At 69.3% G+C, this 13,521-nt stretch carries 15 protein-coding genes; 8 read left to right on the top strand and 7 right to left on the bottom strand.

The genetic code is table 11. The features are described 5' to 3' along the window. The first annotated feature begins 53 nt into the window (after window positions 1-53). Together ACIBQX_RS22855 and ACIBQX_RS22850 are read left to right on the top strand one after the other, a co-directional pair. Window positions 54-1,070, top strand: a complete 1,017-nt coding sequence (locus ACIBQX_RS22855) for an NADP-dependent oxidoreductase (protein WP_397007583.1) — start codon at window positions 54-56, stop codon at window positions 1,068-1,070. Continuing rightward, on the top strand, window positions 1,067-1,507 hold the full coding sequence (locus ACIBQX_RS22850; protein WP_397007581.1) for a hypothetical protein: 441 nt from the start codon (window positions 1,067-1,069) through the stop codon (window positions 1,505-1,507). Before ACIBQX_RS22855 ends, ACIBQX_RS22850 begins: the two co-directional genes overlap by 4 nt. A 7-nt stretch (window positions 1,508-1,514) precedes the next feature. Here ACIBQX_RS22850 and ACIBQX_RS22845 read toward each other — a convergent pair whose 3' ends face one another. From ACIBQX_RS22845 to ACIBQX_RS22835, 3 genes are all read right to left on the bottom strand, one after another. Continuing rightward, the gene (locus ACIBQX_RS22845; protein WP_397007579.1) at window positions 1,515-1,832 is read right to left on the bottom strand and encodes a hypothetical protein; all 318 of its coding nucleotides are present in this window, start codon (window positions 1,830-1,832) and stop codon (window positions 1,515-1,517) included. A 1,080-nt stretch (window positions 1,833-2,912) separates the two neighbouring features. Then, entirely contained in the window at window positions 2,913-3,107 is a 195-nt protein-coding gene (locus ACIBQX_RS22840) for a DUF4383 domain-containing protein (RefSeq protein ID WP_397007577.1), read from the bottom strand. Between the two features lie 18 nt (window positions 3,108-3,125). Further along, window positions 3,126-3,701, bottom strand: a complete 576-nt coding sequence (locus ACIBQX_RS22835; RefSeq protein ID WP_397007575.1) for a hemerythrin domain-containing protein — start codon at window positions 3,699-3,701, stop codon at window positions 3,126-3,128. Between the two features lie 230 nt (window positions 3,702-3,931). On the opposite strand from ACIBQX_RS22835, the gene ACIBQX_RS22830 reads away from it, so the two are divergent. Both ACIBQX_RS22830 and ACIBQX_RS22825 read left to right on the top strand, forming a co-directional pair. Beyond that, window positions 3,932-5,137, top strand: coding sequence for a hypothetical protein (locus tag ACIBQX_RS22830; protein ID WP_397007573.1), 1,206 nt, complete (start codon window positions 3,932-3,934; stop codon window positions 5,135-5,137). Next, window positions 5,124-5,843 (top strand): hypothetical protein, encoded by a 720-nt coding sequence (locus ACIBQX_RS22825; protein WP_397007571.1) that lies wholly within the window; start codon window positions 5,124-5,126, stop codon window positions 5,841-5,843. The genes ACIBQX_RS22830 and ACIBQX_RS22825 overlap by 14 nt, the downstream gene beginning before the upstream one ends. Here the strand turns inward: ACIBQX_RS22825 and ACIBQX_RS22820 are convergent. The 4 genes from ACIBQX_RS22820 to ACIBQX_RS22805 all read right to left on the bottom strand — a co-directional run bounded on the left by ACIBQX_RS22820 (window position 5,837) and on the right by ACIBQX_RS22805 (window position 10,272). Next, complete coding sequence (locus tag ACIBQX_RS22820) at window positions 5,837-7,072, bottom strand: hypothetical protein (RefSeq protein ID WP_397007569.1); 1,236 nt, start codon at window positions 7,070-7,072, stop codon at window positions 5,837-5,839. The two genes, ACIBQX_RS22825 and ACIBQX_RS22820, sit on opposite strands and share 7 nt — an antisense overlap. A 95-nt stretch (window positions 7,073-7,167) precedes the next feature. Beyond that, entirely contained in the window at window positions 7,168-8,103 is a 936-nt protein-coding gene (locus tag ACIBQX_RS22815) for a VOC family protein (RefSeq protein WP_397007567.1), read from the bottom strand. A 283-nt stretch (window positions 8,104-8,386) separates the two neighbouring features. Next, window positions 8,387-9,208, bottom strand: a complete 822-nt coding sequence (locus ACIBQX_RS22810; RefSeq protein ID WP_397007565.1) for an SAM-dependent methyltransferase — start codon at window positions 9,206-9,208, stop codon at window positions 8,387-8,389. 107 nt (window positions 9,209-9,315) lie between these two features. Continuing rightward, window positions 9,316-10,272, bottom strand: a complete 957-nt coding sequence (locus ACIBQX_RS22805; protein WP_397007563.1) for an NAD-dependent epimerase/dehydratase family protein — start codon at window positions 10,270-10,272, stop codon at window positions 9,316-9,318. A 78-nt stretch (window positions 10,273-10,350) separates the two neighbouring features. On the opposite strand from ACIBQX_RS22805, the gene ACIBQX_RS22800 reads away from it, so the two are divergent. The 4 genes from ACIBQX_RS22800 to ACIBQX_RS22785 all read left to right on the top strand — a co-directional run bounded on the left by ACIBQX_RS22800 (window position 10,351) and on the right by ACIBQX_RS22785 (window position 13,516). Further along, window positions 10,351-10,821: a hypothetical protein gene (locus ACIBQX_RS22800; protein WP_397007561.1), complete on the top strand. Its 471-nt coding sequence runs from the start codon at window positions 10,351-10,353 to the stop codon at window positions 10,819-10,821. Continuing rightward, window positions 10,818-11,990 (top strand): zinc-dependent alcohol dehydrogenase, encoded by a 1,173-nt coding sequence (locus ACIBQX_RS22795; RefSeq protein WP_397007559.1) that lies wholly within the window; start codon window positions 10,818-10,820, stop codon window positions 11,988-11,990. The genes ACIBQX_RS22800 and ACIBQX_RS22795 overlap by 4 nt, the downstream gene beginning before the upstream one ends. A 50-nt stretch (window positions 11,991-12,040) precedes the next feature. Continuing rightward, window positions 12,041-12,190, top strand: coding sequence for a hypothetical protein (locus tag ACIBQX_RS22790; RefSeq protein ID WP_397007557.1), 150 nt, complete (start codon window positions 12,041-12,043; stop codon window positions 12,188-12,190). 117 nt (window positions 12,191-12,307) lie between these two features. Continuing rightward, window positions 12,308-13,516: an AI-2E family transporter gene (locus ACIBQX_RS22785; protein WP_397007555.1), complete on the top strand. Its 1,209-nt coding sequence runs from the start codon at window positions 12,308-12,310 to the stop codon at window positions 13,514-13,516. The last annotated feature ends 5 nt before the right edge of the window (window positions 13,517-13,521 follow it).

Below are 13,521 nucleotides of genomic sequence, written 5' to 3'. Positions count from 1 at the left end.
ATCCCGATGGCTCGGCAATGTGAGCATTGTCCACATTCTAGCGGGAGGCCTGTATGCGGGCGTACGAGGTGACACGATTCGGTGGCCCAGAAGTGCTCGAACTGAGTGAGAGGGCCGATCCGCTCGCCGAGGCCGGCGACGTGATCGTGGATGTTCGTGCGGCAGGGCTGAACCCGATCGACATCCTGCAGCGGTCGGGCACCTTCCGGTTCGCCAATCCTCCGCGATTTCCCTTCGTACCGGGAAATGAGTTCGCCGGGGTCGTCACCGCAGTGGGATCGAGGGTGGAGTCTGTCGCCATCGGCGACGCCGTCATCGGGCGCACCGACAAGGCTCGCCTGGGCGCACTCGCGGAGCGGGTCGCCATCGACGCGAGTCTCGTGGCACCCATGCCTCGCTCGGTCGACTTCACCTCGGCCGCGGCCATTCCGCTGGCCGGCACGACCGCTCTTCAAGGAGTTCGGGACGCTTTGTCGGTGCGGCCCGGTGACCGCCTGCTCATCACGGGGGGATCCGGCGTCGTGGGTATGTTCGCCATTCAACTGGCCGCACGCGTGGGTGCGCGAATCGTCACCACCGCATCCGCCGTCAGCGCATCGCTGCTGCGCCGGCTGGGCGCCGACGAGGTGGTCGATTACAGATCGCGTCCGGTGGACGAGAGCCTGGGCCGGTTCGACAAGGTGTTCGATCTTGTCGGCGGCGCGCAAACCGACGCTCTCATGACGTTGGTGTCGGCCGGTGGGCGTCTGGTCTCGGTGGCCTCGACGCCGACTCCTGGCTCGATCCGACACGACTATGTGATGAGTCCCCTGCGCGCCGCAACCCTCGAAACAGCTCTGTGGGTCGCCACGTCCGGGAAACGACGCCGTGCGCGGAAAGGAGGATTCACCTATCGCTTCCTTTCGATGCGACCCAGCAGTGAGGATCTGAAAGAGCTCGGTGCTCTCATCGACTCCGGTGACATGGAGATCATGCTCGACAGCACCTATGACTTCGAGCACGCGGCGGATGCGTTCGCCCGAGTCGAAACCCGCCGCGCGAAAGGCAAAGTCGTCGTCGCCGTGCCATGAGATCCAAAGCCCTCGGCCTGTCGCTGATCGCCATCCTGGGCCTTGCCGCGCTCGGCGTCCCCAGAGTGATCGCGCACGATCTGAGACTGGTCGGCCCAGCGGTCAACGCCCTGCTGGTCTTCCTGCCGATCGCCGTCTGGCTGGCGGTCGTGCTGTGGAAGCGCGTCCCGAACCCGTTCCTGACCCTGCTGGCCATCGGCGCCGCCTACGGAGTCCTGCTCGGCCTCACCCATCAGGTGCTGTGGTCGGCGTCCTTCGGTGACAACCAGCCCAGCCTCGGTGGCAACCTGGCCGGCGCCCTCTCACCGGCGACGGAGGCCGTACTCCTCCGCACCTTCGCCTTCGGCAGCAGCCTGCTGACCGGCGTCGGGGTCGGCGTGGCGACGGGAGCGGTCGGCTGGCTCCTGTCCCGCCTGATCCCCGCCGCACGACGCTGAGACTGGGTTATCCAGTTGGAGAGGTCACGTTGTCCGACGGCTCCTTCGACTCGTCCGCCCACACGTCCCGGCCGCTGCTCCACAGCTCGGCGGCGTGGTACGCGAACCGGTCGAACAGGCCGTCAGCCTGGTGCCGGCGTAGGTGGAGCATCGGCGAGTCATGTCCGACGAGCTTGGCCAGGTGCGGGGTCACCAGCATCTCCGAGTCGAACCGGAAGACGCTCATGGCGATGTGCTCGTCGCCGTACCGTGCCTCCACTCCCGGGACGTCGCGTAGGTGCTCGATCTCCGACAGGGTGATCCTGATGCGCGTGGAAACCGTCAAGGGGACGTTCTCCACGGTCTCGCGACGGCGGGTGACGTCACTGTCCGGGTCGCCCAGGAGGAACCGGATCTTGCAACCTTGCTGGGCCTTCCGCTTGAGGACCTTGGCCAGGTTGGGGTGCTCCAGCCACAGGAAGTAATTCGTGTAACCGGCGAATACGATCTCGCTGCCCGCCGCGCTGATGAGATTACGCCAAATGGATTTAGGGCAAGCGGAACGATACGGATAAACCGTCAGAACTTCTCGGTCTGGGCCTGTTTTCACCGTATTGCGAATAGCGTCTGGCCATAACACGGCTGTCTCAACTCCTAGTGCCTCTGCGGCGGACCACCGATGCCGCAGGTGCGGAACGCGAGCCTCGTCCTGCAACCAGCGTTCTACCGTTTTGATGTCCACTCCACACCGATCCGCCAGGTCTCGGCTGGTGACGTGCGCGTCAAGCATGGCGCGGCGTAGAGCGACGTTGGTCACGGTACACCTCGGAGCTGAGGACGTCAGGGACGTTTCGCAGCGTAACGCTGTAACGTCCTGGACGTCTCGATAACGCAGTGGGGTTGTCACGTAAAAGTAAGCACGCTGATCACATGTCAACACCGGCGATTCTCGAAGACCTCCAAGCGGCCTTTCCTGGATGGTGCATCTGGCGTAGCTCGGCGGGGCGTATGTGGGCGACCAGGAATGGGCGGCGCCTCACCTCGCTGGAGATATATCACGGCCTCTGTCAAACACTCGACGCCGACGAGTCGCGCAACTCGCGCAGCAGTTGAAGGACCAGGAAGAGGCGGAGAAGGCGCTATGAGAACCTCGCAGGCCGGGCCGGACGAGAACGCCAGTGGCTATCGGCTGGGGTTGTCCAGCTTGGAACGGGAGGCGGTGCAGCATGCCGTGGCTGCAGACGGGGGGATCAGCCTGTGCGGGGAGCGGGTGTCTCCGCTGCCCGCACAGGCTGGTCCCTGCCGTTCGTGCCGACGGCCACGCGAGCCTGCCGGGCCTGTGTCCGCTTGGCGAATGAGCCGTACGGAGTCGTACGGCAGGAACAGCCGTGAGCGCGGCCGCCGTGTGCAGCCGCGCTCGAAAGGGTCAGCGGGTGGTCGCGCGTCCCCTGGTGAGAAGGATGCCGGCGACCCCGAACAGGAGGTGCACGATGTTGTGCAGGATCGAGACCTGGAAGACGCCGAGCAGGAGCGCGTCCGAGTGGTGACCGGCGACCTGCAGGTCGTCGACGTTCGTGGTGGCACCGGGGACGAAGCCCAGGATGCCGACCAGGAGGAACACCTCTCCGTGACCCTTGCGTCAGTCGTGCTTGCCCATCGCTTTACGGATCACGTCGCGGGCCCGGTCCATCATCGCCATCGGCGTGCCCACGAGCAGGTTCTTGGTCGCCGACGTGGTGCCCGGGTGCGGGTGGGTGGGGGCCATGGCCTCGGCGGCCTTGACCCCGGCGGCCAGGGCCCGGCGCTCGGCGTCGCTGGTGTGGGCGCGGAGCTGGGCGAACTCGTAGCGCTCCTCGGCGCGGGCGTGCGCCTCGACGGCGCCGCGGAGCACGAGCAGGTTCTGCATGAAGTCCGGGGCGTCCGGGCCGGCCTCGTCCATCCGCTGCAGGAGCCGCTTGGCCTGGTCCTCCTCGGTGAGGCGGTCGTTGACGATCCCTTCGCCACCGTCGAGCTTGGCGCGGGCGTACGGGTGGACGATCTCCTCCTCCGCGGTCTCGTGCACGGCCAGCAGCCGCACCAGGCGGGTGAACGCCTCGCCGCGCCGGTTCGCGGGCGCCTGCTCGACCTCGTCGAACAGGTCCCTGATCATCCCGTGCTGCGCCTGGAGCAGCTCGATGACGTCGGTCTCTGCCAGCACCGTCTTCTGGTCGGTCATGTCGATCCCCTCTCGAATACGGCGGGTGTCTACCCCTGGGGCGGCAGGTCACGCACGGCCTTACCAAGTTCGGGAGGTGCGGCGGCGAGGCGCGGAGATTGTCCCCCATGTCCTCGGGTAGGCCCGCTTGCGGATGTCGCCGCCGAGGTCGTCCGTTGCTCCGGAGGGGGTGCTGCGGGCGGGAGAAGGGCGGCTGAACCCCAGACGAGCAGCTCAAGGAGAGCATGGACATGACCTTCAATCCACTGCAGGAGCGGGGCATCCCGCTGGACAAGCAGCTACGCAACTGGCACGAGCTGAACGTCATGCCGATCGATCCGGACCACGCCGACCCGTACACCCGCTGCCGCGTCATCACGATGAACGGCATCGAGGTCGAGGCCGTCATGTTCAGCCACCACATGGCGCGGCACTGCCCCGACATGGAGGTCAAGCAGCAGCTGGCCCGGGTCCGCTACATCGAGGCGCAGCAGCAGAAGGCGGTCAACTGGCTGCTGCCGGGCGTGGCCTCGGTGCTGGAGACGACCATCGCCTACGAGCAGGTCGCAGTGGACCTGACGGCGTGGGTCGCCCGGATGGAGCCCGACCCGTATCTCATGCAGGCCTACCAGTTCGGTGTGCTGGAGGACTTCGACCACCTCTACAGGTACGCCAACCTGTACGAGATGATCGAGCACCGCAAGGCGGAGAAGATCGTCGACAACCTGACCGAGATCATGCCCGGCCGTCCGACCTACCTGCACCACCGCAATCCGGTCGACAACGTACGCGAGCCGTACGACAAGAGCGCCGCGGCGCCGATCTCCAAGCTGCACGCGCTGACCATCATGTCGGCCGAGCAGCAGACCATGAACTTCTACATGAACGTCGGCCCGACCTACATGGAGCCGATCGCCCGCCAGCTCTACCAGGAGATCGGGCTGATCGAGGAGGAGCACGTCACTCACTACGAGTCGCTCGTCGACCCGGGCGAGAGCTGGTGGGAGATGCTGCTCAACCACGAGTACAACGAGTGCTACCTCTACCACTCCTTCATGGAGACCGAGTCCGACCCCAAGGTGAAGGCCATCTGGGAGCTGCACCTCAACATGGAGCTGGAGCACCTGCGGCTGGCGGCGGAGCTGTTCAAGAAGCACGACGGCCGCGACCCGCAGCAGGTGGTGGCGCCCGAGCTGCCCGCGCCGGTCACGTTCGAGCCGAACAAGGGCTACATCCGCGAGCTGCTCAGCACCCAGATCGACGTCACCACGCTGGGCACCGGCTACGTACAGGACGCCCACGAGCGCTTCGAGAAGTTGCAGAACGACATCATGGGCGGCGAGAAGCCCCCGTCGGAGCGGGTCATGCAGGAGAACCGCGACAAGTCCGGCGAGGAGTACCGCCTGGAGACAGAGGGCCCGCACCCCGTCGGCAGCCTGCGACTTGACCGCCACTGACCGCGTGACGGCGCGGCCGCGACCCGGCCGCGTCGTGCCCGCCCGGACGGAGCGCGCCGCCGAGGGGCCGGCCCGGCTCGTGGCGCGCCTGCGGCACGGCCGCGCGCTGCATCCTCGCGGCCTGATGGTGGCGGCCACGCTCCGGGTCTCGGGAGGCGCGGCACTCGGCGTGCCGGTGCTGGACACGCCGGGCGAGCACGAGGTGCTCGCCCGGCTGTCCAAGGGCGGCTCGCTGCCGGGCCGCCTCCCGGACGTGCTCGGGCTGGCCGTCCGCCTGCCGGGCCCGCTCGACCTGCTGCTGTCCACCTGCGGCCGGGTGCCATGGCTGCTCCGGCCCAGGACCGGCTTCACCGCCGGGCCGTACTCCACGCTCGTTCCCTATTCCAGCGGTACGGGCTCCGTCTGGTTCGTGGCCTGGCCCGAGGGCATGTCGGTGCCCGCGAACCCCCGGCTGCTGGCGGTCGCGCTCGACCGGGGGCCGCTGCTGTTCCACCTGCACGCCGTACACAAGGACAGGCCTGCGGTGCGGGTGGCGACGCTGCGGGTCCGCGCGCCGCTGCCGGGGACGGACGTGGCCTTCGATCCGGTGCTGAACGACCACCCGTCGCTGCGTCAGCCCGAGTGGCTGCGGCGGCTGCGGCGTGGCGCGTACCTGGGCTCGCGCCAGGCCCGAGCCGCCGAGGTGGACACCGGGGCAGGTCAGTAACCCCGGTTCAGCTTCACGCCCCGGCCGGTCTTGCGCCGGTCGCCGACCTGGTCGACCAGGTTGCCGCTGGAGGCGACGGACATCGACTCGCCTTCGCTGTCGGCGCCCTTGTCGAACAGCATGCCGATCTCGCGCTTGGTGCCGTGGCCCAGGATGGTGTTGCCGGACACCGCCGCGTGCCCGATCCCGTAGTTGACGGCGTCCAGGGCCAGGTAGACGAAGTCGACGTCGGCGGGCAGCGGCCCGTCGTCGCCGCCGAGGCGGGGCTTGCGCTCGGGCGGCGCCGCCCCCTCCTTACGCGCCTTGGTGATCGCGGCGAGCTGGTTCGGCGGCGGCAGGAACTTGTGGATCCGGTTGGCCGTGATCGTGGTGGCCGCCTCGCCCTGCAGGTCGCAGCGGATGCCGTAGTACGTCTGACCCGCCGTGCCCTCGGCGCCGAAGTCCTCGATGTAGTTGTTGTGGATGGAGGTGCCGAAGCAGCGGTGGGCGTCGATGGCGTGCTTCGGCGTCGCGTACAGGTGCAGGTCGCTCATCGTCCAGCCGGCCGCGTTGTCCGTCTGGATGGCGTGGGTGCCGCTGAAGCCGATCCACGAGCGCTGCAGGGTCCAGTCGGTGACGGAGTTGCCCGGGTCGATCACCCGGATCCCGGCCTTGACGGCGCCGGCGATGTAGACGTCGCTGATGATGCTGTTGACCATCGTGTTCCGCAGCGGGGTGCCGTTCCGGGACGGGTTGCTGATGCGGATGCCGTCGCCCGGAGCGCCGTAGACGTCGATGTCGTGGACCCTGGTGTTCCAGGACCGCAGCAGCAGGCCGGCGGTGCCGGTGTTGTGGTCGCGGTTGCCGTCGATGGTCAGCCGCTCGATGCGTACGGTGTCGCCGCTGAACTCGGTGTTCTCCAGCCATCCCGCCGAGGCGAGCACGGCGGGCAGGTTGGCGCCGTCGGCCTGCTTGAGCACGGTGCCGGCCTTGGCGTCGCCCCGGTAGGTACGGCGGTCGAGCAGGCTGATCGTCTGGTTGATGAGGCAGGTCCCCTTGATGACGATCTCGTCCCCCTCCTGGGAGGAGTCGATCGCGGTCTGCAGGGTCCTGGCGTCATCGAGGGTGTTGGCGCAGGTGGCGTCCACCCGGGTGGCCGAGGCCGGTGCCATGGGCAGGAGAATCCCCACCCCTGTGGCCGCCACCGCCAGGGTGGCGGCGCCCGCGATGAGTCGTAACTTCGTCGGCATGGCTGTCCCCTTCGCGAAGTGGAGGGGCGATTCCCCCGTCCCTCCCGTGGAGGATCATCCTTACCAGAAATGGTCAAATTTGCTGGTTAATCGGGTTAATCGGCCTGGCAGAGAATGATCGCGACGCCGAGGGCCTCGGCCGACGGCACGAAGGGGTCGCCGGAGGCGCTCCGGCCGAGCGGGACGCCGTTGCCGCGCAGCATCCGCTCGGCGGCGGGCAGGTCGCGGACGGTCACCGTGTAGGCGGCGAATCCGGGGATGCCCGGGGGACGCTCGCCCGGCAGGAGGTCGGCGAGCGCCGAGGCGGGCGCCAACGTGATCCCGGCCCCGTCGAACGTGCGGGCGGGACCGTCCTGCCGCGCGGACCGCCCGAGATAGGCGGCGTAGCGTTTCTCGGTCTCGGCCAGGTCCGCGTCGGCCACGCACAGCAGGCACCCGGCCAGCCCGACCGCGCCGTTGGGGTGATCGGTGTGCCGCTGCCCGTCCAGCGCCTCGGGCTGCGGGTTCTCCGCGAGGCCGACTCTGCCCTCGGGGACGCGGCCCTCAGTGCCGAACTCCAGGTAGCGGACGGGCTCCATGCGGGTCCCGTCGGCCGTCTCGATGGGGCGCCGCACCGCGTGGACCCCGCCATGCCGCACCCCGCCGGCGTCGAGGCGCACGACGGCGGCGTCGAGGTCGGGTGCGTCGAACATGAGAATGTGCACGCCCTGGAAGCGCCGGAGGCTCGCGGTGAGCGTGGCGGCGGTGGCGCGGACGGCCTCGACGATCGTGGGCAGCCTGTCATCGGGCACGTTCAGCGGGATCGGCCGGGCGTCGTCGGGCATCCGGCTCCCGCCCGCGACGGTGACCAGCTCGATGAAGTCGCGCGGGAAGTACGCGTGCGTGTTGGCCAGGCCGAACGGCTCCGGAGCGGCCCCGGGGGAGGGCGGCATGACGGGATAGGCGGGAGCCGGGAGCAGGAAGCCGAGGCGGCGGTAGCGCTCGATCGCCTCGCTCATGTCGTGCACGAGATGGCCGATGTGATGCAGCATGATCACCTTTCGGGTGCGGCGTAGGCGGCGTCCCGGAAGTCGCGGCCGAGCTGGTCGAAGACGCTGATGGCCCGGCTCGCGGCAGCGGTGTACGAGGTCGCGGACGGCGTGGCGGCGGGGCCGAAGACCCGCCGCAGGGTGTCGGCCAGATGGTCGGCCTTGGCCTCCAGATCAAGGTCAAGATGCGGGGGCAGGAGGGGCTCGATGCCGAAGAAGCCGAAGACGATCGTCGGCAGCGGATAGTCGAGGTCCTCGGGGCGCAGATCACAGCAGGAAGGCGGATCTATGCCTCGGGTTTGCGGGCGACGCCGGCCATGACCCAGGCGCGCTGGGCCTCGGCGTCGGAGACGTGCTCGTCGTTGCGCCACTGACGGACGTAGACGAAGCCCGGCTCCACGAGCTCCAGGCCGTCGAAGAAGCGCAGCGCCTGGTCGCGGGTGCGCGGGGCGCCGGAGGGGCGGCCGAGCGCCTTGCGGAAGATGTCGGTGATCGCGTCGCGGATGTCCGGCCGGGAGTCGAAGACGGCGTGGGTGAGGCCGAGATAGCTGCCCGGTGCGAGCAACTCGCGCAGCCGCGCCACCTTCTCCTGCGGCCCGTTGTCGTCGGGGATGTACTGCAGGGTGCCGCCGAAGACCAGCACGGCCACGGGGCGCTCGAAGTCGATCAGCCGCCGCTTCACCAGGTCGGCGACCAGCTCGTCCGGGTGGAGGATGTCACCCTCGACCACCCAGGTCCGCTCGTCGGTGGCCAGCAGGGCGCGGGAGTGGTTGAGCGCCACCGGGTCGTCGGCGACGTAGACGACCTGCGACTTCGGCCCGACCGCCTGTGCGATCTCGTGCACGTTGCGCTCGGTCGGCAGCCCCACGCCGATGTTCACGAACTGCCTGATGCCCTGCTCGGCGAGGTGCCGCACCGCCCGCTCGCGGAAGGCCTGGACGTATTCGCCCATGGCCTTGGCCTCGGGCGCGAGAGCGAGGACCTGCTCCGCCACCTCCCGGTCGGCGGCGAAGTTGTCCTTGCCGCCCAGGAAGTAGTCGTTCATGCGGGCGACGCTCGGAGTGTTGGCCGACACGCGCGAGGGCGGTCGCTGAGACGCCTCACTCATCCGTCACCTCCTGATAGCAGCACGTGAAACGTTAGCAACTACGGCAGCCGACACGGGTGCTTACCGTCCGATAAATCCAGCCAATTCGGATAACTGATCTCCGCAGGTCACCGCCGGATGATGACGCCGTCCGCGATGAGCCGGTCCACGGCCTCGGCGATGGCCTCCAGCGAGGTGTGGCGCGGCCGGTGGCCCAGCAGCCGCTCGGCCTTGGCCATGCCGCAGTGCGGGCTGTGCGCGATGTGGTCGTAGGTGACCTCGGCCTCGTCCGCCGGCACGGTGGTCCGCCACTGCTCCCACGGCAGGAACGCCAGCCGCGCCTCCCGCCCGAACCAGCCCGCCACCGCCTCGGCGTACCCGCGCAGCGTCAGGGCCGTGGTGGCGACCGAGTGGAAGCTCTCGCCCACGGCCGTGGACCGGCCGGCGAGCGCGTCCATGAAGATCCGTGCCACGTCGTCGGCGTGCACGTGCTGGACGGTCTCCATGCCGAGGTTCGGCAGGACCAGCTCCTCGCCGTCGGCCAGGGTCTGGAACGCGGCCGGGTTGACGTTGCCCGCCGGGGTCACCGGCACCCAGCCGGGGCCGGTGATGTGACCCGGATGAATGATCGTGGCGGGAAAGCCGTCGCGATGCGCCCGCTCCAGCAGGTAGGCCTCGATGGCCGCCTTCTTCACGCCGTAGTCGCCGAACGGCCGCCTCGGCCGGTCCTCCGTCGTCGGGACCTGCCCGCTCGGGCCGTGCACCCACACCGTGCCGCAGTGCAGGAAGTGGCGGACCCGGCCGGTCAGGGCGGTGACGAGCTCGCGTGCGCTGGACTCCTCGAAGCAGATCAGGTCGATGACCACGTCGGCCTCCAGCGCGGCGATCCGCCTGCCGAACGTGCCGCCGGCCTCCTCCGCCTCCCGATCCGCGAGCACGGTGGTGACCTGCCGCCAGGCCCCGTGCGGCCTGTAGGGCTCCCGCTTGCCGCGACTCACCGCGACCACGTCATGCCCCGCCTCCACCAGCCGGGGAACCAGATAGGTGCCGATATGACCGCTGGCGCCGATCACCACTACTCGCATGCGCACAGCTTGTCCGCCTCCACCGGCCGTCGGCAACCCCCGCGGTTTGCCGGTGCCGGGCTCGGGCAGCCGCGGGACATGGGCGACAACAACAGCCAGCACGCGAACGCCGCCGCACCGCGCGGTGCACGTACCAGAGCCAGGGGCCTGATCGGCACCGCGGCCGCCGGTGTCGCGCTCGGCGCGGGCGCGGCGATCGCCACCCGCGCGCTGGGCAAGCGCGCGCGCCGCCCGCGGCCGTCCGGGTGGTACGCCGTCACCGTCGCCGCCGACCCCGGCGCGCTGACCGGCCCGGAACGCCCCGACCTGCTCGCCTGGCTCGCCGAACACCACGAGATCCGCATCACCCCCGCCCCCGCCGGGCGAGGTAGTCAGATCGCGGTACGCACCGACGACGGCGAGATCAGAGAGCGGGTACGGGCACTCAAGCAACTGCTGGAGACCGGCGAGGTGCTGCGGGTGGAAGGCCAGCCGGAAGGCCACCGCACGCCGCTCGGCCGGCTCGGCATCCCGGTGATGAGGCAGCTGACGAGAAGGGGGATGCGATGAGGGCGCTGTGCTGGTCGGGCGTCAACGAGGTGAGCGTGCAGGACGTGCCCGACCCCGAGCTGCTGAACCACCAGGACGCGCTGGTCAAGGTCACCGCCAGCTCGGTGTGCGGCTCCGACCTGCACCTGCTCGACGGGTACGTGCCGACGATGATGGCCGGTGACGTGATCGGCCACGAGTTCGTCGGCGAGATCGTCGAGATCGGGCCGGACGTGCGGGAGCGGCGGGTCGGCGAGCGGGTGACGGTCTGCTCCGTCATCGGCTGCGGCCGCTGCTACTACTGCGCCAACCAGCTCTTCTCCCTGTGCGACAACAGCAACCCCGACCCCGGCTTCCTGGAGAAGATGAACGGCCACGCCACCGCGGGCATCTTCGGCTACTCGCACGCCATGGGCGGCTTCGCCGGCAGCCACGCCGAGTACGTCCGCGTGCCCTTCGCCGACGTCAACGCCTTCCCCGTCCCCGACGACGTGCCCGACGCCTCCGCGGTGTTCGCCTCCGACGCGGTGCCCACCGGCTGGATGGGCGCGGACCTGGCAGAGGTACGGCCCGGCGACGTGGTGGCGGTGTGGGGCTGCGGCGGCGTCGGTCAGATGGCGGCCGTGGCCGCCGTCCAGATGGGCGCCGAGCAGGTCATCGCCATCGACCGCTTCCCCGAACGGCTCGCCATGGCCGAGCGCCTCGGCGCGACCACGCTCGACTACGAGCGGACCGACGTGCTGGACGCGCTCAAGGAGCTGACCGGCGGGCGCGGGCCCGACAAGTGCATCGAGGCCGTCGGCATGGAGAGCCACGGCACCGGCGCCCAGTACGCCTACGACCGGGCCAAGCAGGCGTTGCGCCTGCAGACCGACCGCGGCCTGCCGCTGCGCCAGGCCGTCCAGGCCTGCCGTAAGGGCGGCATCGTCTCGGTCCTGGGCGTCTATCTCGGGCTGGTCGACAAGTTCCCGATGGGCGCGCTCATGAACAAGGGCCTGACGATGCGCGGCGCCCAGCAGCACGGTCACCGGTACATCCCGATGCTCCTGGAACGGATGGCGCGCGGCCGGCTCGACGCCTCGGCCCTGCTGACCCACCCGATGAGCCTGGAGGACGGGCCCAAGGGCTACGAGCTGTTCAAACACAAGCAGGACGGGTGCGTACGGGCCGTGTTCCAGCCTGCGGTTTGACCGCAGGACCTCCGGTTAGGGGTTCTGTCTCTGCGGTAACCATGGGGGACATGATGAGCACCCGACGAGAGCAGGAGACCGAGGCCGCCGCCAAGACGCCGGTGGAAGAGGAGCGCCAGGCCGGGCCCGAGACGGTCGACACCGCCCTGGATTACGAGTTCAAGCGGCTGAAGGAGCTCAACCCGGACGACTTCGAGTAACCGATCACCAGCGGGGGGCCGGCACGGCTCAACTGTTTCACGGAACCCAGGTGACATCGGGGGTTCCGGGGGCATCCTGCCAGTGCGGCATGCGTGCTTCCGGAAGAAGGAGAGTCCATGGCGGCGTCGAGCGAGGAGCAACCCCCCGGGACGTCGTCGACCGTTCAGGTGGTGTTGTCGCCCTCGAACGTGTGGCGGGTGGGGTTCGCGGTCGCGGCCATGGTCGCGCTGGTGTTCTTCCTGCACTTCGTGCTGACCGACGCGGGATCGTTCCTCTTCGTGGTGGTGATGGCCTGGTTCCTGTCGCTGGCGATGGAGCCGCCGGTGGCGCGTCTGGCCAGGCACATGCGGCGGGGCATGGCCACGGCGCTGGTGATGGTCGCCATGGGCATCGCGGCCGCGATCTTCCTCGTCCTGTTCGGGCAGCTCTTCCTGCAGCAGGTGGCCCTGCTGGTGGCGTCGCTGCCCGAGGTGCTGAGCGCCGTCACGCAGTGGGTCAACAACCAGTTCGGCACAAAGTACGAAATTTCCGACATTCTGGAATCGATCAAGCTGACCCCGCAGGACGCCGCCGGCTATGCGCAGGACGTTCTGGGAGGGCTGCTCGGCCTGGTCGGGACCGTCGCCGGAGTCGTGTTCAACGCCTTCGCCCTCGTCCTGCTGACCTTCTACCTCTCGGCCGACGGCCCCCGTGCCCGCCGTTGGATCGCGGGGCTCCTGACGGGCCGCTTCCAGCAGGTCTTCGTCAGCATCTGGGAGCTGTCCACGGTGAAGACCGGCGGCTACGTCGCGGCCCGGCTCGTCCTGGCGGCCATCAACGGCGGCACGTCGGCGCTGGTGTTCCTGCTGCTCGGCATGCCGTCCTGGCTGGCGCTGGGCGTGTGGACCGGCGTGGTCGCCCAGTTCGTGCCGACGATCGGCACCTACATCGCGATCGCGCTGCCGGTGGTGGTCGGCCTGGCCTCGCCCACGCCCTGGATCGGGGTGGCGGCGCTGGTCTGGGCGGTCGTCTACCAGCAAGTGGAGAACCTGACCCTGGAGCCGCGCATCAGCGCCCGCTCCGTCAACATCCACCCGGGGGTCTCCTTCGCCGCGGCCATCATGGGCGCGCTGCTCTTCGGCGCGGTCGGCGCGTTGCTGGCCATCCCCGTGGTGGCGATGCTGCTCTCGGTCCTCGACACCTTCGGCACCCGCCACGCGATCCAGCCCTCCCCGACACCGCCCACCGAGGAACGTCCCGTCGACGAACCGAAGGATGAAGAGGCCAGGGAAATCCCCGGAACAGAGCCCGGCAGGACCCGGGCGGAAACCCAGGAAAGCGGCTGAAGGCG

Source organism: Nonomuraea sp. NPDC049714 (assembly GCF_044465295.1).
Classification (GTDB): domain Bacteria; phylum Actinomycetota; class Actinomycetes; order Streptosporangiales; family Streptosporangiaceae; genus Nonomuraea.
This window is presented reverse-complemented; position numbering and strand designations above follow the sequence as displayed.

Excerpts from the sequence above, each read along its gene's own strand:
- ACIBQX_RS22785 (WP_397007555.1), top strand. The coding sequence starts at position 12,308 with ATGGCGGCGTCGAGCGAGGAGCAACCCCCCGGGACGTCGTCGACCGTT.
- ACIBQX_RS22810 (WP_397007565.1), bottom strand. The coding sequence starts at position 9,208 with ATGAGTGAGGCGTCTCAGCGACCGCCCTCGCGCGTGTCGGCCAACACT.
- ACIBQX_RS22790 (WP_397007557.1), top strand. The coding sequence starts at position 12,041 with ATGATGAGCACCCGACGAGAGCAGGAGACCGAGGCCGCCGCCAAGACG.
- ACIBQX_RS22820 (WP_397007569.1), bottom strand. The coding sequence starts at position 7,072 with ATGCCGACGAAGTTACGACTCATCGCGGGCGCCGCCACCCTGGCGGTG.
- ACIBQX_RS22795 (WP_397007559.1), top strand. The coding sequence starts at position 10,818 with ATGAGGGCGCTGTGCTGGTCGGGCGTCAACGAGGTGAGCGTGCAGGAC.
- ACIBQX_RS22800 (WP_397007561.1), top strand. The coding sequence starts at position 10,351 with ATGGGCGACAACAACAGCCAGCACGCGAACGCCGCCGCACCGCGCGGT.
- ACIBQX_RS22850 (WP_397007581.1), top strand. The coding sequence starts at position 1,067 with ATGAGATCCAAAGCCCTCGGCCTGTCGCTGATCGCCATCCTGGGCCTT.
- ACIBQX_RS22815 (WP_397007567.1), bottom strand. The coding sequence starts at position 8,103 with ATGCTGCATCACATCGGCCATCTCGTGCACGACATGAGCGAGGCGATC.
- ACIBQX_RS22805 (WP_397007563.1), bottom strand. The coding sequence starts at position 10,272 with ATGCGAGTAGTGGTGATCGGCGCCAGCGGTCATATCGGCACCTATCTG.
- ACIBQX_RS22835 (WP_397007575.1), bottom strand. The coding sequence starts at position 3,701 with ATGACCGACCAGAAGACGGTGCTGGCAGAGACCGACGTCATCGAGCTG.
- ACIBQX_RS22855 (WP_397007583.1), top strand. The coding sequence starts at position 54 with ATGCGGGCGTACGAGGTGACACGATTCGGTGGCCCAGAAGTGCTCGAA.
- ACIBQX_RS22830 (WP_397007573.1), top strand. The coding sequence starts at position 3,932 with ATGACCTTCAATCCACTGCAGGAGCGGGGCATCCCGCTGGACAAGCAG.